This is a genomic window from Ruegeria sp. AE4, from assembly GCF_056542185.1.
In genome coordinates, this window is sequence record NZ_JBQFZK010000029.1 from 1 (window position 1) to 21,327 (window position 21,327).

At 51.1% G+C, this 21,327-nt stretch carries 24 protein-coding genes; 20 read left to right on the forward strand and 4 right to left on the reverse strand.

Going from position 1 to position 21,327, the window contains the following annotated elements; all coding sequences use genetic code 11:
* Positions 1–90: 90 nt before the first annotated feature.
* Positions 91–387, forward strand: a complete 297-nt coding sequence (locus tag ACR0EK_RS19675; protein WP_480774560.1) for an imine reductase family protein — start codon at positions 91–93, stop codon at positions 385–387.
* A gap of 158 nt (positions 388–545) precedes the next feature.
* Entirely contained in the window at positions 546–1,034 is a 489-nt protein-coding gene (locus ACR0EK_RS19680; protein ID WP_480901133.1) for a phosphoglycerate mutase family protein, read from the forward strand.
* A gap of 426 nt (positions 1,035–1,460) precedes the next feature.
* Here ACR0EK_RS19680 and ACR0EK_RS19685 read toward each other — a convergent pair whose 3' ends face one another.
* The gene (locus tag ACR0EK_RS19685) at positions 1,461–1,694 is read right to left on the reverse strand and encodes a hypothetical protein (RefSeq protein ID WP_480901131.1); all 234 of its coding nucleotides are present in this window, start codon (positions 1,692–1,694) and stop codon (positions 1,461–1,463) included.
* 135 nt (positions 1,695–1,829) lie between these two features.
* Between ACR0EK_RS19685 and ACR0EK_RS19690 the strand changes: the two genes are divergently transcribed.
* From ACR0EK_RS19690 to ACR0EK_RS19740, 11 genes are all read left to right on the forward strand, one after another.
* Complete coding sequence (locus tag ACR0EK_RS19690; protein ID WP_480914934.1) at positions 1,830–2,582, forward strand: Crp/Fnr family transcriptional regulator; 753 nt, start codon at positions 1,830–1,832, stop codon at positions 2,580–2,582.
* Between the two features lie 447 nt (positions 2,583–3,029).
* Complete coding sequence (locus ACR0EK_RS19695) at positions 3,030–3,338, forward strand: hypothetical protein (RefSeq protein WP_171722472.1); 309 nt, start codon at positions 3,030–3,032, stop codon at positions 3,336–3,338.
* A gap of 3 nt (positions 3,339–3,341) precedes the next feature.
* Positions 3,342–3,695, forward strand: coding sequence for a hypothetical protein (locus ACR0EK_RS19700; RefSeq protein WP_171722471.1), 354 nt, complete (start codon positions 3,342–3,344; stop codon positions 3,693–3,695).
* A complete protein-coding gene (locus ACR0EK_RS19705) occupies positions 3,685–4,539 on the forward strand; it encodes a hypothetical protein (RefSeq protein ID WP_480627490.1) in 855 nt (284 codons plus the stop codon). Before ACR0EK_RS19700 ends, ACR0EK_RS19705 begins: the two co-directional genes overlap by 11 nt.
* Before the next feature lie 93 nt (positions 4,540–4,632).
* Complete coding sequence (locus tag ACR0EK_RS19710) at positions 4,633–5,832, forward strand: N-acetyltransferase DgcN family protein (RefSeq protein ID WP_480914929.1); 1,200 nt, start codon at positions 4,633–4,635, stop codon at positions 5,830–5,832.
* A complete protein-coding gene (locus tag ACR0EK_RS19715) occupies positions 5,829–6,950 on the forward strand; it encodes an alanine/ornithine racemase family PLP-dependent enzyme (RefSeq protein ID WP_480914928.1) in 1,122 nt (373 codons plus the stop codon). The genes ACR0EK_RS19710 and ACR0EK_RS19715 overlap by 4 nt, the downstream gene beginning before the upstream one ends.
* A gap of 379 nt (positions 6,951–7,329) precedes the next feature.
* On the forward strand, positions 7,330–7,902 hold the full coding sequence (locus tag ACR0EK_RS19720; protein ID WP_480968077.1) for a hypothetical protein: 573 nt from the start codon (positions 7,330–7,332) through the stop codon (positions 7,900–7,902).
* A gap of 556 nt (positions 7,903–8,458) precedes the next feature.
* Positions 8,459–9,091 (forward strand): tyrosine-type recombinase/integrase, encoded by a 633-nt coding sequence (locus tag ACR0EK_RS19725; protein ID WP_170403722.1) that lies wholly within the window; start codon positions 8,459–8,461, stop codon positions 9,089–9,091.
* A 744-nt stretch (positions 9,092–9,835) separates the two neighbouring features.
* The gene (locus ACR0EK_RS19730; RefSeq protein ID WP_480616729.1) at positions 9,836–10,624 is read left to right on the forward strand and encodes a hypothetical protein; all 789 of its coding nucleotides are present in this window, start codon (positions 9,836–9,838) and stop codon (positions 10,622–10,624) included.
* Between the two features lie 183 nt (positions 10,625–10,807).
* Positions 10,808–11,497, forward strand: coding sequence for a hypothetical protein (locus ACR0EK_RS19735; protein ID WP_480901122.1), 690 nt, complete (start codon positions 10,808–10,810; stop codon positions 11,495–11,497).
* Between the two features lie 73 nt (positions 11,498–11,570).
* Entirely contained in the window at positions 11,571–11,819 is a 249-nt protein-coding gene (locus tag ACR0EK_RS19740) for a ParB N-terminal domain-containing protein (protein ID WP_480484944.1), read from the forward strand.
* Here ACR0EK_RS19740 and ACR0EK_RS19745 read toward each other — a convergent pair.
* The 3 genes from ACR0EK_RS19745 to ACR0EK_RS19755 form a co-directional block, all read right to left on the reverse strand.
* Complete coding sequence (locus ACR0EK_RS19745; protein ID WP_480485576.1) at positions 11,811–12,824, reverse strand: fatty acid desaturase; 1,014 nt, start codon at positions 12,822–12,824, stop codon at positions 11,811–11,813. The two genes, ACR0EK_RS19740 and ACR0EK_RS19745, sit on opposite strands and share 9 nt — an antisense overlap.
* A 72-nt stretch (positions 12,825–12,896) precedes the next feature.
* Positions 12,897–13,103, reverse strand: coding sequence for a cold-shock protein (locus ACR0EK_RS19750; RefSeq protein WP_170430361.1), 207 nt, complete (start codon positions 13,101–13,103; stop codon positions 12,897–12,899).
* 504 nt (positions 13,104–13,607) lie between these two features.
* On the reverse strand, positions 13,608–13,997 hold the full coding sequence (locus ACR0EK_RS19755) for a MerR family transcriptional regulator (protein ID WP_170637988.1): 390 nt from the start codon (positions 13,995–13,997) through the stop codon (positions 13,608–13,610).
* Positions 13,998–14,095: 98 nt separating this feature from the next.
* Here ACR0EK_RS19755 and ACR0EK_RS19760 point away from each other — a divergent pair, with 98 nt between their 5' ends.
* The 7 genes from ACR0EK_RS19760 to ACR0EK_RS19790 all read left to right on the forward strand — a co-directional run bounded on the left by ACR0EK_RS19760 (position 14,096) and on the right by ACR0EK_RS19790 (position 20,772).
* Positions 14,096–14,419, forward strand: a complete 324-nt coding sequence (locus tag ACR0EK_RS19760; RefSeq protein WP_170447553.1) for a hypothetical protein — start codon at positions 14,096–14,098, stop codon at positions 14,417–14,419.
* A 4-nt stretch (positions 14,420–14,423) separates the two neighbouring features.
* Positions 14,424–14,642, forward strand: coding sequence for a GDCCVxC domain-containing (seleno)protein (locus ACR0EK_RS19765; RefSeq protein ID WP_237217120.1), 219 nt, complete (start codon positions 14,424–14,426; stop codon positions 14,640–14,642).
* A 1,131-nt stretch (positions 14,643–15,773) separates the two neighbouring features.
* Positions 15,774–16,301: a roadblock/LC7 domain-containing protein gene (locus tag ACR0EK_RS19770; RefSeq protein ID WP_480774575.1), complete on the forward strand. Its 528-nt coding sequence runs from the start codon at positions 15,774–15,776 to the stop codon at positions 16,299–16,301.
* A gap of 110 nt (positions 16,302–16,411) precedes the next feature.
* Complete coding sequence (locus ACR0EK_RS19775; RefSeq protein WP_480901135.1) at positions 16,412–17,089, forward strand: response regulator; 678 nt, start codon at positions 16,412–16,414, stop codon at positions 17,087–17,089.
* Positions 17,076–18,437 (forward strand): sensor histidine kinase, encoded by a 1,362-nt coding sequence (locus tag ACR0EK_RS19780; RefSeq protein ID WP_480508205.1) that lies wholly within the window; start codon positions 17,076–17,078, stop codon positions 18,435–18,437. The genes ACR0EK_RS19775 and ACR0EK_RS19780 overlap by 14 nt, the downstream gene beginning before the upstream one ends.
* An 88-nt stretch (positions 18,438–18,525) precedes the next feature.
* Entirely contained in the window at positions 18,526–18,852 is a 327-nt protein-coding gene (locus ACR0EK_RS19785; protein WP_480901121.1) for a hypothetical protein, read from the forward strand.
* A 555-nt stretch (positions 18,853–19,407) separates the two neighbouring features.
* Entirely contained in the window at positions 19,408–20,772 is a 1,365-nt protein-coding gene (locus tag ACR0EK_RS19790) for a sensor histidine kinase (RefSeq protein ID WP_480774573.1), read from the forward strand.
* Positions 20,773–21,327: the final 555 nt, after the last annotated feature.

Below are 21,327 nucleotides of genomic sequence, written 5' to 3' on the forward strand. Positions count from 1 at the left end.
CGCCCGCCGGCACCTGAAACCATCATCCCGATGGATCACAGGCCGATGATGCACTAACAATCAACTTGGACCAGTCAGATGAGGCTGCTCATGGCAGAGGGGGTTGAACTGCAAAAGTTCATTTCGATGTTTCCTGATAGTGCACGCATTCAGCATCATGTCGGAACAATCCGAGATGGAACTTACGATCAAAGAACGGCCACGTTGTCCGTTTGGCAGGCATCTTTGGAACTGTTGAAGCAGCAAGCCATTGACGCTGGCATGGATGCTGGGTTTCCAAGCCACGTTGGAGGTCTTTTTGAGAAAGCAGTCAAAGCCGGCTACGGCGATGAACATGTTATGGCCTTGTTCAAAGTTCTGAGAGACGATGGGCGGGCTGCCGATTGAAAACTTGGCTCACAAAGGTCAGCTGAATGTACCGCCATGTTTTGTGGCTGCTAAGGTGGATCAACATCCGCAGGTTGGGATAGAGCTGCCGCCAACTTGATTTGCCAGCTTCTTCCTGAAAAGATGGCACCCTGTTCACAAGTCGGGAGTGCAATTTTGTGCGTTTTCTTTGTGCCGTTCTGATTCTGAATTTGGCGACTGGTTTTTCTGCCGCAGCTCAGGAAGCAGTTTATCTGATCCGACATGGTGAAAAAGAGCTGTCTGGAACTGACCCTGTCCTCACCCCGGAGGGCAGACAGCGCGCAGCAGATTGGGCTGAGATGCTTAGGAATGTTGGCCTTGATGCCATCATCACGTCGGATGCGCTGCGAACTCAAGAAAACGGCGGCATAATTGCCAACGCCCTTGGCCTTGAAATCAATGCCTTGCCAAAAGGCGATGTCGCAGGGTTGGTCGATTCATTGGAATTCGACCATGAAAAAGAGACAGTTCTAATTGTCACCCATGCTGAAACCATTCCACAAATTCTGGAATACATGGGCGTGCTTGAAGACGTCACGATCGACCAAAGCGAATTCGGCAATCTTTATGTTGTTCTTAGATCCTCTTCGGATAGTCCAACCTACATTCATTTGTTGATGCCTTGACGCATTCTGACAGGCCCGCTTCGGGCTCTTCCGACGCCTTCGCCGCATGATCCACGAACGGCAGATCTAGGATGAACCGCCTTTCGCTGCACCGCGCATGAACAGATAAACAGCGGGACTTTGCCGTCATTCGATCTGGAGCCTTCGCTGAAGCAGCATTTGCTCGCGGTCGCGGCATACTTATTGTTGCGGCGCGGCGAGTGTCACCAATCAGGTCATTCGCAGGCGTTGTATTTGCGTTAACGGAAACTGTACCCTCGCCGCAGCTCGGTCGGACAATCAGGACGCAGGATATGGCAGGCATTGAAACATTGATTCTCGTTTCGTGTTTGAATTGATCAGGAACGAGGCACCAAAAGTGTTTCTGTTTGCAATTTTGCTTTTTTTGACGAGCATAATCTTGTTTTTCCGATGCGGGACTTAACGCTACTGCCGAACCCGATAGCCGGAAGCAATGATCTGGTTTATCAGAGCAGCGGCGGCTTGGTGCATTACCTTTTCATCACTGTTGCCGACCGCTGCTTCGTGGGCAGCGGCTGCGTCACGCAGAACTCCCACAATCTCATGTTCGGGCAGGAGCTCACGATCTTTAATTGCAAGCAAAAGCGCTTCACAGATTGAGAGTGCGGCCATTCCTGAGTGGTCTTGCCGGTCGGTCATGGTAGACGTCCTTTTGTAACAGGCGTCCAAGCAAGGAAGCGCCACGATGAATTGCATCATTCTGGCATAGATTGCAGTATACTCAACTGATCGAAAGCAGTCTTTGCGTCGGATAGTTTCGCGGGCGGCTCATTGATGAAGGAAGAACATTTGCCCGCTATCAAGAACAGTCCGCTCACCCGAAAGCTTTCAAACTTCGTCGCTCTGACTGAGGTTGAACTTGCGGTATTGGCACGCTTGCACAAACGCCGCAGAACCTTTGAAGCCGGACGTGACCTTGTGCATCAAGGGCAATCAGAGCAGGCTGCCTACATTCTGGCCTCGGGCTGGGTTTGTTCTTACAAAACCCAGACTGACGGGTCGCGTCAGATCGTCGATTTCCAAATACCCGGTGACTTTCTGGGTTTGCGAAGCGTCCTGCTGCACACCTCGGATCACAGCATAGAACCAATCATGGAAATCCAAGCTATCGAGGTAGTAGTGGATGATCTCCTGGAAGCATTTGCGCAAACGCCCCGGCTGGCGACAGCAATTCTTTGGGCGGTATCTCGAGATGAAGCGATGGTGGTTGAGCACCTGGTCAACATAGGACGGCGAGATGCGGGTGAGCGCATGGCGCATTTTCTTTTGGAACTTGGTGTGAGGCTGACTCAGGTCGGGATGGCAAACAAGACGGGATACACTTGCCCCCTGACACAATACCACCTTGCCGATGCGCTGGGACTGAGTGCCGTGCATGTTAATCGTGTCCTACGGCAACTGCGGGAGAAGGGGTTGGTTACTTTTCAATCCGGGCAAGTGGCATTTGATGATTATGACGGACTGGTGACGTTGGCCGGTTTTGACCCCACTTATCTGGATCAGGCCGGGCCACTGTTGAAGCAATAGGTTCACCCCTCGAGCGATGCCGGGGTTTTGATGATGGTTGCCTGGTTAGAGACGCCATTCTCTTCGGCAGATTTGGGATTTCACTGAAAAAGAAGCGCAAGATAAATACAGTCCGATTGCGGTACTGGATTTCCTGCGCTTCTCAATTACTCGTTAAGAACACGCCAGCAAATATCCCGCCAACACAAATCAGGTTGCCGGAAACCAAACATCGTTGCACTGACTCAGGTTAGTCAATTTTCTGGCAGTATCTGATCCTCAGATGCCAAATGCATTTGAGATTCCAATAGAATCTCAAGTCATTGGCCGCCGACTAACATCGATCAGCGCACGTCTGCCATTTGCACATTATTCTAATTTACAACGCCAGTACTTCCGCGGCGCTTAAGAGCGTGTTCAGCGGCAGACTGTGCGGGGAAGATCCAACAAACTATTTGGAGGGCTAAGGTGAGCACGAGATCGTCCAGTTCTTTGGTGACGTTTTCAAATCCGTTCTCTTTGTGCGGCTACCCGGATGAACTTCCTGCAGGCGAGTATGAAGTAATTGTTGAAGAAGAACTATTACAGGGCCTGAGTTTCGAAGCATATCGAAGAACCGGAACCTACCTGACGGTTCAGAGCAAAGGCAGCAAGCCAGGCCGCACAGAAATGCGCCCCATCGACCCAAAAGATCTCGAACTGGCACTTAAGCACGACCAGACCTTGGCCACATCTAACAATGACAGCGATGCGGCGCTTTCCCCGCAGGAGGAATAGATTATGAACACGCCCGAATGGCTTAAACCCGGAATCTACGGCGCCCTGATCGGAGGGGTTTTCGTCGGCGTCGTTGGATTTTCTTGGGGTGGATGGATGACCGGCAGTAACGCGGACAAGATGGCCAACGCCATGTCCCGCGACAATGTAATCGCTGCGTTGGTTCCGATCTGCATCGACATGGCTAGAACTGACGCCCAACGCGCCGAAAAAATAACGACGATCAAAGAAGCTTCTTCTTTCAAGCGAAAGGATGCCGTTATGGCAGCCGGCTGGGCAACGGTACCGGGATCCCAAACCCCCAACAAAGATCTGGCACAGGCCTGCATTGAGGGGCTGAACCTGGATGGATCGTAACTCAATCACTCAACATTCGGACAACGCCGTTTGCACCAGGACAGTTCGAAAAAATCAGTACTGGTTTTACTCTCACTTCATGACGGCGCTGTTTGTTGGCGTTTTCAGCTGCTTGACGGGCTCCTTTATCTCATCAAGTCCCGCATCGGCCGAAACAAACTCTATCCCGGACAACGCGCATCCCAAAAAGTATGGCGACGGTTGGGAATGCGATTTGTCCTATCGGTTGGAAGGCGAAGAATGCGTGGCCATTGCCGTCCCAGAAAATGCCTACCCGACAAACAGAACCTATGGTTCGGGCTGGGCATGTACACATGGCTTTGTTGAAGTTGGTGGCACCTCATGCGTTGAAGTAATTGTGCCTGAGGGCGGATATCTCGATCCATCAGGTGAGAGGTGGCGGTGCCTGCGTGGGTACACAAGGGTAGACGATAGCTGCCAAAAAATCGTGGTGCCGGACAACGCCTACCTGACGAACAGTACCTACGGATCTGTATGGCTTTGCAATCGTGGCTACGAGACAGATGGTGAAGCGTGCGTTGCAATAGCAGTGCCGGATAATGCCTTCCTGAACGCATCAACCCACGGGCGTCCCTGGACATGCGAGCGCGGATATTTTGAGCGAGACGGAAGGTGCGATGCAGTCATCGTGCCTGAAAACGCTTTCTACGATGACGCGATCCACGGAGTTGGATGGAAATGCGAACGTGGCTACGAGGCGTCCGGTGATCACTGCGATGCAATCGATCTACCCGCAAATGCCCATATCGACCGATCCGGCAATGGGTGGCAATGCCACAGAAATTTTCATCGGTCGGAAGGGCTGTGTGTTCTGAACGAATGAGGTTTCAGTCAGAGAGCCCACTTTTCCAAACTTCACATTTTGTGCCCGTTCTTACCTAGGACGGCGTGTTTCAAACTCCAAAAAGGAACAGATATGAAACCCGTACCCATTGCGTCGGATGCCAAGCAGTTCATTGCCAGCGATGCGCAAGAGCTGCCGCCTGAACAAGCCGTTTTTCCGGAGCTTCACCGCAAGACACTTGTGACAGACATACCGACTGCAATTGTGTATTGCGAAGGAAACTTCGCAAAGATCGATGGCAAGACGGCTAATGGTCTCGTTCGACATTCACAGGCCTATCGCGTTCTTTCGGTGATCGACAGCACGTATGGCGGTTGTGACAGTGGCAAAGTGCTTGATAATATCGCAAATCAGGTTCCCATCTTCGATGATCTTGATGCCGCCGTCGCTAATGAAGCTACGATCCCCGACACTTTTATTTACGGAATGGCGCCGGCCAGCGGCAGAATGTCCCTTGAGGATCGCGAAGTTGTTGTGGATGCGATAACGCTCGGAATGAACATCGTCAGTGGGCTGCATGAATTTCTTAGCGATGACAAAGAGCTCGCCGGAATTGCCAAAATTCACGATGTCACGATACGCGACATTCGCAAGCCGCGGCCCAATCCCGACCTGCGCCTGTTAGATGGCAGTATTGGAGACGTCCAGGCGATCCGCATCGCGGTGTTCGGCACCGATTGTGCAATTGGAAAGCGTACAACCGCGACAATCCTGACAGGCGCACTTAACGCGCATGGGATCAAAACAGTTTTGGTCGGCACCGGCCAGACAGGTTTGATGCAGGGCGCCAAGTATGGCGTTGCGATGGATTCGGTGCCGCCGCAATTTTGTTGTGGCGAACTTGAGCGTGCTGTTGTTGCAGCATCTGAAGGTGAGCGCCCCGATGTCATAGTGATCGAGGGCCAGGGCGCGCTCAGCCATCCGGCCTTTTGTATATCAGCCTTTATTCTGCGAGGCAGTCAGCCACATGCAGTTATTCTTCAACACGCGCCTAAACGAAAACGTCGATGTGATTTCCCCAACATGACTATGCCCGACCCTTGCGATGAAATCACACTGATCGAGGCTTTTGCGAACACAGAGGTAATTGGCATGACGATCAACCATGAAGGAATGAATGATATTGAGATTTCAAAGGCCATCACAGACTATAACCGCAAATTGTATCTCCCGGTCACTGACGCATTGAACCGTCCTCCAAAAAACTTGGTGAATATGGTTCTATCGGCCTTTCCGCGCTTGCAACCCGTACGTGCTACGACGATTGAATGAGCAAGCTGCGTATTGACGTTGATCTGGACAAAATTCGGTACAACACACGGTTCCTGGTCGACCACCTTAGACCCCGCGGAATTACGGTGACAGGTGTGACAAAAGCCGTTTGCGGTCATCCTGAGATTGCGAATGCTATGCTTGAAGGTGGCGCGACAGGGCTGGCGGACGCGCGGATCAGCAATATCATACGTATGCGCGATGCTGGGATCTCGTGCTCCATATCCTTGATCCGAACGCCCATGCTGAGCCAGGTCGCGCAAGTTGTTGATAACTGCAATGTCAGCTTCAACACAGAAATGGACATTATCGCAAGCCTGGCCGTGAGTGCGCTGGGAAAGAACATTACTCACAGTATTATCCTGATGGTGGAAATGGGGGATATGCGGGATGGCATCTTGCCTGAACACCTTGAGCGCACTGTGTCTCAAATTCTTAGAATGGAAGGGATTTCTCTGAAGGGGATTGGTGCAAATTTTGCCTGTCTGGGTCATGTGGCACCCTCTGCAGGAGCAATGGAATTGCTTTCGTCGCTTGCCGTCGATACCGAACTTGCAAGTGGACCCGCTCTGGAAACAGTGTCAGGCGGCGGTTCTGCCAGTTTGCCATGGTCGCTTGGCAAGGGGGCGACCGGAAAGATCAACAACCTGCGTCTGGGTGAGGCCATCCTGTTAGGTACCGATCCCGTTTCGGGATACGCGATCGACGGGCTTTACACAGATGTTTTTACGCTTTGGGCGGAAGTGATCGAAACGAAGACCAAATCAAATCCAAATCCCTTGCAATTGAATTATCCCATACCTTCAATGCAGTGTGTGACTTTAGACAGTCCTTCGAACACTCGGTCGATCCTTGCCATTGGACTCCAGGACACCGATGCGGCGGGTCTAATTTTCCCTGCTGGCGTCACGTTCGTCGGAGCCACCAGTGATCATATCGTTGTTGAAAACACCAATTGTCTGCTTCGCCCTGGTGGCGAGGTGAAGCTGAAATTGAACTATAGCGCGCTCTCGCGCGGCATGGCTGCACCCGATGTAGCAAAAGTCTTCCATGGTGATGGCGCATTGGTTGACTGCACCGCAGCGAACACTGATCGCCCATATTCGAAGCGAAAGTAGCGCGCCAGGGTTGCCGCCGCCTCGGTTCTGCTTCATCCACCCGTCTTATTCTACGGCTTTACGTAGTAAATTGGGCCACCAATACCTATATTGGTGGTACCCGCATTCACTTTTCACACCCTATCTGGGCTCGTGAGTGTTGCGGACAATCAAAGGATCAAAATGATGTCTTTCAAAGACCTTACGACCAGAGCGGCTGCCGCACTGAAGGAAAACGATGCGGACGCGTCAAAAAAAGAAGTGACGTCGAAAGGGCAGGACGCCGTCCCCGAAAAATCAAAGCCTAAACCTCAAAACTGATAATACCCTGCCGGGAGCGGGTGGCTTGTTCTTGTTTACATCTCCGAGCGAGCGGTATCAGCAAAGGAGAACTACCCAAATGAACCAACTAATCAGCAAGACAATCGCAGTCTTTTCCAGGCCGTTTACTTTCCCTGGCTTTGACGAATTACTCCCGGCGGGCGAATACGACATAGAAACTGAGCTTTCCGCACCACCAGATTATTTGGATCCAGAAGCCTGGAAAGCATCAGTGCTAATCTTTCTGCTTCCACGGAAATCTCACCCCGGTCTGGCGCGAACGTTGACCGTTTCTCTTACTGATTTGGAGAGAGCCCGCGCAAGGGATAAATTGTCTGCGAAGGAGTTGTCGCAATTCCTGCTCGACCAACTCTTGGCCGATCCGATGGTGCAACTGATCATGGAAGCTGACGGTGTGTCTGAGACTCAACTTCGGCACCTCTACTCGGAGTCGCTCATTTCTGAGGCAGACGACGGATCATCAGATCAACGAGCCATACCACGAGGATGCGCAAGCGGTTCTCGGTATGCTTTCGCTGTCCAAGCTGCTGAGAACGAAGGAATGCCAGTTCGTCCTATTAAAACCCCTCGGATTACAGGCCGTTCCATCGGACAGTCTGAACCAGGCAGCTCCTTCAATCTCAAGGCTTAGGGCTCGGAACTTTCTTTTCCAGTCGCTGTATAAACCAAAACAGAAATCGAGGCTAAGAACTGATGGAAGACTTCGACAACGACGCAGATACGATCATGGCTCGCGCCCACAATGACGTGCCGCAAGAACGCCCGTGTCTTCGTTGCAGAACGCCATTCTGGAGCGAAGGGTTCGGAGAGCGGATTTGTCGACGCTGCAAGGGGTTGAGCGCGTGGCGAAATGGCGTATCAGTAAGCCCTGGGTTAGCTCGGCGTCGCTGATAACCTGACGCCGGTCTTTCCAGCTTTTCTGATCATATCTCATTTTATCTTATTGGTGCTGACCCGGGCCTTTTAACGTGGAACCCGATCGGTAATCGGTGCTGAAGACGAAGCGTACGCGCGGTTTGGACTCGAACGGTTCTTATGTGTAGTGATATGGGCTCAAGCCGCCTAATGCACACACTAAACCATGCCAGTATTCATAATCGGACAGCAGGCATTCACGCCGCTTGTACTATTCGGTGGTCAGCGCGGTGCTGTTGCTTGGGTGCGGAGGGTGGATCGGAGTGCAAAATATGCCAAGAGTCCAACTACCTGCAGTCACCCCAAAACCCAGAGCTTGGAACAAGGGGCGGATCATCGGTCAGAAACGACCGCTACTCCCAAAACAGGTCTGGGCGATCCGTGCCCGGCTCGAACTTTCTGGAAATCTGCGTGATCTCACAATGTTCAACGTCGCGATTGATAGCAAGCTACGCGGCTGCGATCTGGTCAAACTCGCTGTGACCGATCTTGTCAAAGACGATCGCGTCCGTGAGCGTGTTTCGGTGATCCAGAGCAAAACCAAGCGATCTGTTCAATTCGAACTGACGGAAAACACGCGAGAAACTGTATTGGTATGGGTAAAATCACCGGAAATGTTTGCTAGCCGGTTCATGTTTCCAAGCCGATTCCATGATCGACCACACATCTCGACGCGCCAGTATGGCAGGCTGGTTCGAGACTGGGTGACCGCAATCGGATTGGAACCGAGCGGATATGGCACGCATTCGCTTCGCCGAACCAAAGTAGCTGAGATCTACCGCAAGACAGGAAATCTCCGCGCGGTCCAACTTCTGCTTGGGCACACAAAGGTCGATAGCACCGTGCGATACCTGGGCGTTGAATTGGAAGACGCGCTAAGCATTGCAGAGCGCATAGACATCTGAGACAGTTTGGCGAGCGGCGCTGTCGGTCGCCAATCCATAGTGGTTCTAGTTCTTTTACGCAGGAGTGGGACGTAGCGTGCCCTGAGCGGAAGTGTCAAAATCTTGTTGCGTACGCTCGCAGCACAGTTTTCTCGGCTCAGGCGCAATTTACAGGGTGCGGGACCGAGCGGCCATTTGATCACGCCGCGAGCACTTGTGCAGAAGCGGCGCGAAAATCGCTGCGTTGCAGCCAATGTCATCAGGCCAGTCATTCCTAGTTACGGGGAAGCCTTGATCACATACTCCTCTTTCGCCGCACTCAGGCCCGGCAACTGAAACGCCGACTTAAACTGCCACCCGCTGATAGCCTGGCCCCAAATCGACACAACGAAAAACTAATACCAGACAATTTCTTTCGGTAGTTCACCAGGAACCTTGGTCACCGGCAGTTTCAAATACTACTAGCCGTAGCGGTGCTCCCATTGCGACGAGGGAAACTTCCTTGACTCTATGCTGGCTAAGAACCACAAAAGTGTATTGGTGAAATTTACTCGTCGCCGCGATGCTGCCGGCTTCGATGATCCAATGGCCTTCAGAATAACTGTAGCATATGCCCCAGCATAGGAACGGGTTTCGCTGGGGTCTTCGCTATGAGCTCGTTCCTCACATGCATTCGCAACTGTCACCTGACATGCGCCAGCCATCGCGTGACCCATGAAAGAAAGCGCCGTATGAACAACACATGGCTCATAAATTGCGTGCATGATGCCCGATAGATCAGGTCTCAGGCTCCGTTTCAATCAGTCATTCATCCTGTTTGCGCGCTGCATTCTTTGTTTGATCCCGACACTCTTGGTGTTGTTCTCAGGGACGCAGCTTCCTGCCCAAGTCGCAGGCAATGCCGATGGATCGGTTTGTGACCAAGGTTTCGAAAACAAGAACGGATCGTGCCAAAGAATAGACTTACCGGAAAACGCATATTTGACGGGTAGCTCCTATGGCATTGGCTGGGAATGCAATCACGGTTTTCAGAATGTCGGAGATCTCTGTGAGGAAATAAGAGTTCCTGAAAATGCCTATCTTGCATCAACCGGAGATCAGTGGGAGTGCAATCGGCTGTTCCAGCGTGTCGAAGAAAAATGCGAAGAACTGATTGCACCTCAAAATGGATACGTCGAAACCAGGTTTGGCGCACAGGAAATACACTGCAACTGGGGATTTCGTAAGGAGAACCAGGATTGTGTTGCAATAGAAGTCCCAAAAAACGGTCGTCTGAGCGATAAAAAAAGCTCGGATGGTTGGGTTTGCCTCAGAGGTTACAACGCGGCGGAGAGCGGCTGTGAGCCTGTGGCTGTTCCACAGCATGCGTATCTTGAACCAGATTCCCACTCTGGATGGAAATGCGAACGTGGTTTTCGCGCAAACCGGGACAGGTGCGATGCGATCCTTGTTCCTTCAAACGCTCATTTGAATCGAAGAGGTGATGGTTGGGAATGCAATCGGCCGTTCACACGACAGAACGATAAGTGCGCCGAAAATATTCCACGAAAATAGGTTCGTGGAAATCAATATCGCCTGACAAATCCGGAAGGACCAAGCCGTGAACCATAACTCGATTGACGAAAATCTTGGCAAAAGGATCAAAGCCGAAAAGGCGCGTCGCCGGTCCCACGGGATTAAGATATCTATGGCGTTAGCAGTGTTTGTTGCAGCGGTAATTGTAGTGGTGTTTCTCTGATGCGTAAAAATGCCCCTCAAGTGACCCTTTCTGACTCAAAGATGTCAGTGCGTGGTCTGGAACAAAGAGCATTTCAGGACCGCAGTGTTCGCAAGACGCGGAACGCCGACGTATCAGAAGTGATCGAAGTAGAATTTGGAAAGTACTTGATTAAGGCTGGCATTCTGAGCGGTAACAGCGTTGCGCGCGCATTCCCCAAGCCACCAGCGAAAACGCAAGGTTTGATTGCTGATGCAGTTGGCGAAACACCGTCATTGGCCATTGAAGCCTTAAAAGAAATTCTCGAAGAGCGAGACAGGAAACGCAGCGCTCGACGTCGTTTGGAGGCGAACTCCGGCAACTTCATTCCCAGTGAAGGAGAATATGTCGAAGCATTGCGTCAGATCAGGCTCTCCACTGCGCAGGTCACCATGCTCAAAGCACTTACAATCGCAGGCAAGGAAGGACTGAGCATTGGTCAGTTAACCAAGGCAGCTGGTTACAAATCGCGTGAGGCGTCCGTCAAGGTCTTCAAGAAAATCGGGCTATCGATTGCAGAATATCTGGAACTCGAGCTTCCCGAAGCCGGATCGGCTCAAAATAATGGCGCCGCTCAGGTATTGGCATCTTCTCACGTCAAAAGTGACGATGAACCAGCGACTTGGATCATGCATCAGGAGCTGCGCGATGCTGTTCGTTCGGTTCTATGACGCACGTTCCAGCGCCAGCCTTTGAAGCGAACTTCGAACCGGAATAAATGCACGAAAGGCGCACGCGTAGCTTATGTTGGAGAAAAAACCATATCCGCTCGACCTGATCTATGTACCTGTGAAACGGGCCAAAACACTTGATCAACAAAAGGTTCTTGCACTGGCCGAAGATATCCTGAAGAATGGCCAGAAGACGCCGATCCAGATACGTGCGGACAACAAGCGGTTCGTGCTGATTGAAGGCCTTCACCGACTAGAGGCCATTCGCGCCCTTGGCGGTGATACTGTCGAAGCCTTTTTGGTGCGCGCCCGATTACACTAGACTCTTGTTGGGATTGGCGTTCGACAAAGCCTGAGAAAACGTCAGCAGGCGCTGACTTTCTTCATCCCAAAGATGCAATCGTGCGCAATGAAGGCTCTCATATAGAGTAATACGCTGGCAATTTTCCAACTCGGAATGGTCACGCAAAACCTCGTTTAGCCGATAAAACGGTATGCGGCTGGCAAGGTGGTGAACATGGTGTACACCGATATTGGCAGAGAACCACCGCAGGATGCCTGGCAGGGCATAGTGAGAACTTCCATAGAATGCGGCGTTCTGAAGGTTCCACCCCTCTTCCCGTTCCCAGGTCGTGTGTTCAAACTGGTGTTGAATATAGAAAAGCCAAATACCAATCGATGATGCGACAATCATGGTTGGTAGGAAAACATACGCTAAAACCTCAATGCCTCCGGCCCAAAAAACTAGGGCCAATACCCCTGCAATTGCAGCGTTTGTTCCCATCGCACTTGCCCAATACAGCCAGCCTGACCGCATGAAACCAAAGGGCAAGCGATTTTGAAAAAAGAACGTGTACACCGGTACGATACAGAACAGGAAGAAGGGGTTCCGGATTAACCTGTAAGCGGCACGCCCGAACCAATTCCGTTTCAGGTATTCCTCAATGGTCAATGTAGGAATGTCACCCATACCACGCCGATCAAGGTTACCGGTTGAAGCGTGGTGAATCGCATGGCTTTGCCGCCAAACGTCATAGGGTGTCAGGGCAAGAACACCCAGAACCCGGCCGGTCCAATTGCAAACAGTGCGACTTCTAAAGAAAGATCCATGACCGCAATCATGCATAATGATGAAGATACGGACCAGAAATGCGGCATTCAGGACGGCCAGTAAAAATGCGATCCAGACACTAAAATATAAAGCCATCCACGCTAGAGCCCATAGCGCGAATAAGGGGACAACGGTGATCGCAATTTCATAAATACTGCGCTTTGCATCGGCAACACGGTATTGCGCGAGCACCCGCGTCCAGTCTTTAGGTTGCAACTGACTTTTTCTCCAAGGGCTTTTAGCAGCCCATTGTGCAAACGGGCACCCCATAAGGGTGCCCGTAAAAGGTCAGGCCAGTGCCAGATTGGCGGCGCTGTCGCGTCCGTCACGGCCAGCTTCGACGTCAAAAGTGACCTTCTGGCCGTCTTTCAATTCGCTGATGCCGGAACGTTCAAGTGCTGAGATATGCACGAACACATCGCGCTTACCATCTTCAGGCTCGATAAAGCCAAAACCTTTGGTCGAGTTGAACCATTTTACTGTGCCATTTGCCATGGTCGAAGTCTCCTAATACTTGCCGCCCGCATTATTGCGGCGACTCGGCGTGGTCGGTCTGAATCGAAAGACTGAGCGCCGAATTTGGGAGACAGCAGGTCGAAAAAGAAAAACGTTAGCCTTGTGTATATGGACTTCGAGTACGCACGATACAAGCCTTGATACAATAGAAAGCAACAGAAGATCTGAGTCTGCCTAGCCCAATTTAGGACAAGGATAAGCAGAACCATTGCTCTGCGATTCGGAAATCAAAGGTCGGCTTCATGATAAAACCTGCCGAGTGCGTATGCAGCAAATTGATTGCTCAGGCACGGTAGGTAGGGCTCACTGTCCGAAATCGCAGTGTGCTTCAAGAACACCGCGGCGACGCCCGAATGTTCATTGATTGATGGAAACAGTACTGGATCAACGAGTTGGCTTCTCTAACGAACGGTAGATTCTGCGCGGCCCGAATCTTGGGTCATGCTGCGTTGGCATAGGGCGACTGCGAGCCTCAAAGTGCCATTAGTAGGTCCGTATCTGCGCAAGCATCGGGCAAGAAACGTTCCCGATGTTACAGTTGGCCGTAAGTTCATTCAGGGCGGCCTCCAATCGCTTAAGTTCGATTATCTTCATACGCACATTGGAGATATGAAGCTCGGCCAGTTCCTTAACGGATTGGCAATCCTCGCTATCACCTTCGGATAGGTTGAGAAGCACCTTTGCATCGGCAAGCGAAAAACCCATGTCTCGGCACTTCCTTAGAAAACGAAGCCGTCCAACATCGTGCGCGGAGTACATGCGTCGATTATTCGATGCCCTTTCTGGTTTCGGCACGATCCCTTCGCGTTCGTAGTAGCGGATAGTATCAATTCCGACACCGCTTTGCCGGGATGCCTCCCCAATCGCAAACATGTGAGATTTCCTGTCTTGATCCTGTAGTGGCTACAGAAGTTAAACGAGAGGTTGTTGTCTCTACAACTCCGCGCGACGTAGTCCATCAGGGAAACAGAATGCAGAAGTACCTTAGCCTCAGCTATTTGGGATCGCTATCAGCGCTTGGCGTCGCGACTTGCTGCGTTTTGCCCATGACGATGATGTTACTGGGGCTGGGTGGCAGTTGGTTGGCAATCTTTGGGAAGGTTGCCGCAGCGAGTTACTATGTGCTGACGATGTCAACGGCGCTCGTCGTGATATCATGGATGGTATCTTATCGGCGCGGTTCCTTGCCGACGTTGAAATGGTGGCTTGCAGGAACGACTCTAATCACCGGCGTGGGTTGGGTCGTTGTGTTTAACGAGGCATGGATTAACGATTACCTGATCATGCAGATGTGAGACTATGACGAAACAAACTGTAGTCCTAGAAAGCACCCTGATTTGCCCGAAGTGCGGCCACAGTGAAACCGAGCAAATGCCAACGGATGCTTGCCAGTGGTTCTATGAATGCAAGTCGTGCAAAACAGTTTTGAAGCCGTTGGAAGGCGACTGTTGTGTTTACTGTTCATATGCCACGGTCCCGTGTCCACCAATTCAGCTAGGCGATAGCTGTTGCGGATGAAGTGAAGGACGGTTTTGTTGAGCGAACTGTGAGCCGCCGCCGCGAGCATCGCTGCTATTTGCATGAATGACAGTTTTTTCCGCTGCTTGGCCGCACAAGGTATTCGGCAGTTGCAGTGTCGTTACTGCTGCAAGCGCATGCAGCAATAAAATCCAGGGTACAGGTTGGGCTCATTGACGACTTCGGGACAGCCGCAGCAATGCCCCTTCCTGGCTAAATATTAACTAAGCAGACGGCCCATTCCGGTCGTTCATCCACTAAACACGACGCTGCAATGCGGCCCGACAAAGCTGCCGTTCGCAGCAAGTGGTCTAGTGGCGCAAACCGACCTTTCACTCATGGGTAAGAAAGCAACGATACAACTTGTCGAAGCAGTTGTTGGCTTCAAGCACAAACAAATGAGTCCTTCGAATGCACAGTCCGCGTCCCACAGAAGACTCTGGAACCGCAATCGAATTGCTGCCGCTGCGTTGCCGAAAATAGAGGTTGGTGCCGTGTAACAAACAATGCTCTCCCCCACGGCAAATCCTGCCAAAACAATGAGGGTTGACGATCACAAATCACGGTTATCCAACTCTAAACCATTGCCGGTGTCAAAATGCTCACAAAATCAGTCAAATAGCCCGCTGCACCTAAGTTCCTATCCCCCAACCGACAAAAAACAAATTCCTTACAAAAATTTAAGCTTTCTGAAAAGCCGGTTAAAACCTCCAGTATTTTACGAACCGCTTAGTTGATTGGTAACGAGGCGAGGGGCCTATGCTAAGTTCTGTTTTTTTATCAGTTTTGGCCGGCGTCCTTTCTGAACTTGGGTATCTGTGGTCTTCATTCCTTCTGGGTCCGGAAGGTGTTTTGACCATTTCAGCCAACAATGCCCAATACTTGGCCACTGCCTGTATTGCTGCACTAAGGTTTTTGCACAGAGGCCCCAAGAGCTCTCAGGGACCAATCGCACCGGTTTTGAACGTCAGGGCAGATCCCGAATGTCATGTACAGCATAGGAAGGACACTCTCCCTGGGTTGGATGACACTTTGGTTGATCGGCTCTTCCTTCGCACCCAAGCCGCTCGCAGTGGCGGACACATAGTTCGACAATCCACTTCCACCAACACAGCGAGAATTGGATAGAAAATGTCGAATTCCAAGAGTGATACATCGTCTGTTCTGGCCAGATTTAGCGAAAGGTTTGGCCTGGTTCAAAAACACGTCATTACCATCCCACCTGCAAACAAAGAAACTCGTCCAATCCATCAAACGCCCGGAGCGAGTCAGATCAGCAATTCCAAAGCCAAAAAGGAGCTAAACATGTCGTTGGACATTTCTAAACTAAGCGAAATCAAGGGTCTTTTGGGGGCGTGCCTCGTGGACAGCGACACAGGCCTAGTACTAGGCTCTGAGGGTGGCTCAAAATTTGATCTTGAAACTGCAGGCGCTGCGAATGTTGAAGTCGTCCGCGCCAAACTTCAGGCAATCGAAGCGCTGAAACTTAACGATACCATCGAAGACATTCTGATAACGCTTGGCAAACAGTATCATCTGGTCCGCCCGTTGGACAAAAACCCAAACATCTTTGTGTATGTCGCACTAGACAAGAAAACCGCCAATCTTGGTCTCGCCCGGCTTCAGGTGAAAGCCGTCGAAGAAACGTTGAGTCTCTAGTCTGCAACGATTTGCCAAATGGACTTAGCCATCACGTTATGGCTGGGTTCACTTACAGCGCATTCCAAACTGAAACAAGCAGGTCCAGTGGCAAAATCGGAGGGCTTAAAGTGAAGATACTCGTCGCAGAAGACGACAAAAAAACCGCCGACTTTGTCAATTCAGGACTCAGATCAAACGGTTTTAGTGTGGAGTGGTATGAAGATGGTCGGGATGCCCTGTCATATTGTCTATACAATGAATGTGACGCCATAGTCCTGGACCGCATGCTACCAGGAATGGATGGTCTTTCCGTTCTCAAAGCACTTAGGGCCGCGAAAAAACAGACCCCGGTTCTGTTTCTTACGTCAATAGGAGACGTTCAGGACAGAGTAGAAGGTTTGACCGAAGGTGCAGATGACTACCTAGTAAAGCCTTTTCATTTTTCAGAGCTGCTAGCGCGTTTAAATAGCATAATCAGGCGACAACCGTCCGATTTCTCGACAACTGAGCTTCATGTTCACGATCTATCAATGGACCTACTCAGCAGAGTTGTGAAACGGCAAGATGTGACAATAGAGTTGTTGCCACGTGAATTTGCGTTGTTAGAAGTCTTGATGCGCAATTCAGGTCGCGTGGTGACACGCACCATGCTTCTGGAGCAAGTTTGGGACTATAATTTTGACCCGAGTTCGACCGTGATTGAAACATACATCAGTCGTCTGAGGTCGAAGATAGACAAGCCCTTCGAGATGCCGCTTTTGCACACGTCTCGAAACGTTGGATACAGCCTTCATGGGCCGCGCTAGCATTGCCTCGAGCGCTCCAGCTTGTTTCGCCGCATTGATTGTCTGGATCATCACCGCTGTTTTCGGATATGCAGCCTATCTGGCGCTGGAAGACAAGCTCCGCTCTGACCTCGAACAACAAATCCTCGATGAAGAGCTTTTGCTTCATGAGATATTGCAGGAAGGCGGCGCTGACGCAGTTCAGCGAGCAATCGAACATTTGAATAACCCTAATCGAACCCAACTTCACGTAATCGCGCTGTTTGACCAAAACGGTTCAGCACTTGCCAGTTCAATTGCGAAAGTGCCTGATACGAACGGATGGCACGAGGTAGATCCGGATTTTGTTCAATTCGGCGGGACCGCGCCCGTCTATATGCTTCATGCGTCCGAGTATCTTGGGTATCGCACAGTAGTCGCCCGTAGCATGACATCACTTAGTCAAGCGTTGACAACACTTTGGGAAGGGTTATTGCTACTGACGCTTGCAACAACCATGACTGTTTTAGGTCTTGGCTACTACTTCAGCTCTCAAAACTATCGGAAACTAAAGTCGGTTGAGCGAGCCCTGGAACCTCCTGTTCAAGCGAATGGTTCTATTCGTCTTCCGGTTTCGGGAAAGGGCGATCAATTCGATCGGATTTTCCAGTTGGTTAACCGACGTCTCGACTGGATTTCGAGTTTACTGAATAGCACTCATGCTACTGCGGTCACAGTTGCCCGCGATTTAAAGACACCATTAACCAGTGGTTTTATCGCTTTGCAACAGGTTTACAGCGAAGTTGAGTATGGTGGCGACCCGCGATCCGGCCTCAATGAATTAGAGAGCAACCTAAAGCGCATTAGAGTTGTTTTCGACACGATCCTCAAGGTCTCGCAAATTGAGGAAGGAACGCATCAAAAGAGCTTTAAAACAGTGAACCTGAGCGCGCTCGTTGAGGGTGTTGCTGAGGCGCTGTATCCAGTTGCCGTCGATGCAGGTAAGCACATCTCGGCGGACTACAACGCCGACACGATATTGATCCGAGGCGACGAAAACATGCTGAAGCAGCTGCTCGTCAATCTTGTGAACAACTCGCTCCGGTATTGCCCTTCTGGTTCTTGGATCAGGATTTCCCTGACAGCCAAGCCCGATGTGATTGAGCTGGTTGTGACAGATAACGGTCCAGGGGTTCCGGAACCCCAAATCAACAAGATTTTTGACGCGTTTTTCCGAGCAGACGGCACAAAATATGAAGATGGCAATGGGCTTGGCCTGTCGCTTGTAAAGGCCGTTGCCACACGCCACGGCGCAATAGTCACTGCGGAAAACAATGAGCCGGGCCTGCGGGTGTGTGTGAGCTTTGGAAAGCCTCGCGTCGCGGCCTGAACCTATGCGGAAGAACGGTCCACTCATAATTCGAACCACCACTTGGACAACTCAAACTAGAAAGCCCAACCTTTTGAACGGAAAAACAATGACGATGAAAGCAATACTCCTAATGGCACTTTTGCCTGCGTCTGCGGCGATCGCAGACGAAACAGAATACCTATGCACGTCAGAAACCAATGGTGAAATCATCCAGATCTTTCAGGATGCTGACCGCTCAGAAGCGCGCCTGATTGTGCAAAACACAGAAGGCGTAGCCTCCGTCGCACACGGGCTGGACGGAGTAACATTCATCCACATCAAGACCGACGAAGTCTGGACCTTGGCGCTTCATTTCCCAACCATGACCTATGAGCTGTCCACGCACGGTGCCACATCTGTCGAAGATCACGGGCAGTGCACAAAAGGTGGGTGAACAACATCGAAAACTCAATGATCCAGGAGGAAGATCGCACTATTTTTCAAAAACGTAAGGTTGATGAAAGCCAGATGGCAAGGAAACGTTGCAGAAGATGCCGTCAAGGTTGGAACTGAAACCGAATACTCGACTGAGGAAGCACTCGTTACCCTCCTGAAGGGTGCCACCGGAACCGTGAGGACACGGACCACTCACTCGCACGCTTGCTTCCCTCAGTCAAAGCAGCGCTCCCCTCCACCCCCTCGGAAGGGAGCGCTGCAAGTTCTCGGAAATCTAGGCTCCATCGGCCGCCGTATCAGGCGAGCAACACCGCACATAGTTTTTTGAAAGTGTTCGGGTGTGCTCAATCAAACGGAGCTGGGAGTTGAGAGCATTGACATTCGTGTGCTTTATTGGTCTCGCATCTCCAATGGTGCGACAAATTTAGCTAAATTCCCCATTTTCCCGCTAGTTTTTCAGCTAACACCCTCGGATCACTCGCTTGACTGGCCAGAAAGGGTTTGCTGTTAGCCAAATCACATGCGGTCGCCACTATAATCGGATGAAAAACAAATGAAGCGCTCAAACATTGTCTCTGGAGCAGCGTTTACGACAGCGTTGTATGCAGCTGTAGTAATACTACTTTCAGTTACAGCGTTGGCTTTTTTAACGTTCGAAAGAATTCGTGGCGATTTGCAACGGGAAATGGACTCGTTGTTGATCGACGAAATGCGTTTCATTCAGGAAATTCTGGACGATAACGACAACGATTCAGATGTTGTACAAGCGATTGATGACGCGACCCTCTGGTTGCCATTCGACACCAGTTTGATTGGCCTGTTCGACAGCCAGGGGAAGCGTCTGGCGGGAAATATCGACGAATACCCGTCCTTTAGAGGATGGGGAGAAATCGAAGACGATGGTATAGATCTGGGTGGGGAAAAACGTATCCACCGTGTCAACGTGCAAACCTACCGTGGATTTGTAGTTGTGGTTGGTCGCGATCTTGCCTTTGTGAAAAGCACGCTTCGTTCGCTGGCGTGGTCTTTGGTTGCAATCGGATTTGGAGCAACGGTGTGCACTTTGTTGGTTGGGTACATCTCCAGCATAAGAACATATCGCAAACTCGATCAAATGGCGAAGACGCTAAACAAAGTCTCAAGAGGTGATGTTAAAGCGAGGCTTTCAGTCAGTAAGAACAACGATCAGATAGACCGGATTGCCCGGTTGATGAACCGACATCTCGACAACCTGACAGCTTTAATGTCCACGACTCGATCGACGGCTGCATCAATTGCACATGATTTGAAGAACCCGCTCACTCATGCTTACATCGCGCTTCAGGAAGCGAGAGACACGCTTCAATCCGAAGGTCAGCCACTAGAGGTAATCAACAATATTCAGTCTGAACTTGACCGTCTAAAATGGACCTTTGAAACTGTTTTGCGGATCAACCGTATCGAAGAAGGTAACAGTCCAAAAGCGTTCAGCTATCTAGATTTGAATAGGCTGGGTCGAGAAGCAGTCGAAACGATGATTCCACTTGCGGAGGCTAAGGGTCAAAGCCTGAATTTTGTTGAGAACCAATCAGGGCGTTCCCTGATCGAAGGCGATGAAGGTATGCTGAAACAGCTTTGCGCAAACCTTTTGCAGAACTCTATCGATCACTGCCCAAAGCATTCCAGAGTTCGCCTGCTTATTGAAAAAGAAGACGGCATCGTTACGCTCTCGGTGGTTGATGATGGTCCCGGCGTTCCCGAAAACACTCTGGGAAAGCTCTTTGTTCCTTTCTATAAGCTTAAAAGCGAACGAAATAGTGTTGGGAATGGTTTAGGACTGGCGCTGGTGAAGGCTATCGCAGATCATCATTCGGCGCTCTTAATGGCTACAAACAGCTCACCCGGATTGACGGTCTCGGTTCGATTCGACGTAGCGTAGCAACGGAACAAGTATCGCTTCTGCGTCGGATTTTGATGGCTCACCCCACACGTCTAACGGACCTTGCGCAAGCATAGCTGATTTACTCGAACCGGTTCGGTCGCTTTGCGGCCATTCACCCACTGGTCAGAATGCTGCGGTCGCAGCCCGCATTGCCGCCATTCGCTGCGACTGCGAAATCTGGTCGTCGACGAACTCACAGTCCGCGGACTATTTCTGCCGCTCGTTGCAAGAGAATTAACGTCAGCTTTGAACAACGTCGCTGTACCAACCCGACGTTCCTAAACCGCTTTCGCCGCGGTTACCACCGCAGGTATTGGCACTTCCCATTCGGGACCTGAACCATGTCTTTCTAAGACTTGGGATACAACCGCCTTTCTGATCGCTGCCGCATTGTCCGGCGGCTGAGGGCGCAATAATGCGCCGCCCCGTGCCGTGCCCTCCAAGAAGAAATCAAACGGTGCTGAGCCTCCCCAACTGAACTGGTCCACCGCTATGTTTAGGAAACGGAGGACCACGAATGGCAAACAAGCGACCGAAGCCCGAAGAGATTGT

What these genes read in the sequence shown, in the direction of transcription:
- ACR0EK_RS19675 (WP_480774560.1), top strand. Translation starts at nt 91, where the DNA reads ATGGCAGAGGGGGTTGAACTGCAAAAGTTCATTTCGATGTTTCCTGAT.
- ACR0EK_RS19685 (WP_480901131.1), bottom strand. Translation starts at nt 1,694, where the DNA reads ATGACCGACCGGCAAGACCACTCAGGAATGGCCGCACTCTCAATCTGT.
- ACR0EK_RS19690 (WP_480914934.1), top strand. Translation starts at nt 1,830, where the DNA reads ATGAAGGAAGAACATTTGCCCGCTATCAAGAACAGTCCGCTCACCCGA.
- ACR0EK_RS19700 (WP_171722471.1), top strand. Translation starts at nt 3,342, where the DNA reads ATGAACACGCCCGAATGGCTTAAACCCGGAATCTACGGCGCCCTGATC.
- ACR0EK_RS19705 (WP_480627490.1), top strand. Translation starts at nt 3,685, where the DNA reads ATGGATCGTAACTCAATCACTCAACATTCGGACAACGCCGTTTGCACC.
- ACR0EK_RS19710 (WP_480914929.1), top strand. Translation starts at nt 4,633, where the DNA reads ATGAAACCCGTACCCATTGCGTCGGATGCCAAGCAGTTCATTGCCAGC.
- ACR0EK_RS19715 (WP_480914928.1), top strand. Translation starts at nt 5,829, where the DNA reads ATGAGCAAGCTGCGTATTGACGTTGATCTGGACAAAATTCGGTACAAC.
- ACR0EK_RS19720 (WP_480968077.1), top strand. Translation starts at nt 7,330, where the DNA reads ATGAACCAACTAATCAGCAAGACAATCGCAGTCTTTTCCAGGCCGTTT.
- ACR0EK_RS19725 (WP_170403722.1), top strand. Translation starts at nt 8,459, where the DNA reads ATGCCAAGAGTCCAACTACCTGCAGTCACCCCAAAACCCAGAGCTTGG.
- ACR0EK_RS19730 (WP_480616729.1), top strand. Translation starts at nt 9,836, where the DNA reads ATGCCCGATAGATCAGGTCTCAGGCTCCGTTTCAATCAGTCATTCATC.
- ACR0EK_RS19735 (WP_480901122.1), top strand. Translation starts at nt 10,808, where the DNA reads ATGCGTAAAAATGCCCCTCAAGTGACCCTTTCTGACTCAAAGATGTCA.
- ACR0EK_RS19740 (WP_480484944.1), top strand. Translation starts at nt 11,571, where the DNA reads ATGTTGGAGAAAAAACCATATCCGCTCGACCTGATCTATGTACCTGTG.
- ACR0EK_RS19750 (WP_170430361.1), bottom strand. Translation starts at nt 13,103, where the DNA reads ATGGCAAATGGCACAGTAAAATGGTTCAACTCGACCAAAGGTTTTGGC.
- ACR0EK_RS19755 (WP_170637988.1), bottom strand. Translation starts at nt 13,997, where the DNA reads ATGTTTGCGATTGGGGAGGCATCCCGGCAAAGCGGTGTCGGAATTGAT.
- ACR0EK_RS19760 (WP_170447553.1), top strand. Translation starts at nt 14,096, where the DNA reads ATGCAGAAGTACCTTAGCCTCAGCTATTTGGGATCGCTATCAGCGCTT.
- ACR0EK_RS19765 (WP_237217120.1), top strand. Translation starts at nt 14,424, where the DNA reads ATGACGAAACAAACTGTAGTCCTAGAAAGCACCCTGATTTGCCCGAAG.
- ACR0EK_RS19770 (WP_480774575.1), top strand. Translation starts at nt 15,774, where the DNA reads ATGTCGAATTCCAAGAGTGATACATCGTCTGTTCTGGCCAGATTTAGC.
- ACR0EK_RS19780 (WP_480508205.1), top strand. Translation starts at nt 17,076, where the DNA reads ATGGGCCGCGCTAGCATTGCCTCGAGCGCTCCAGCTTGTTTCGCCGCA.
- ACR0EK_RS19785 (WP_480901121.1), top strand. Translation starts at nt 18,526, where the DNA reads ATGACGATGAAAGCAATACTCCTAATGGCACTTTTGCCTGCGTCTGCG.
- ACR0EK_RS19790 (WP_480774573.1), top strand. Translation starts at nt 19,408, where the DNA reads ATGAAGCGCTCAAACATTGTCTCTGGAGCAGCGTTTACGACAGCGTTG.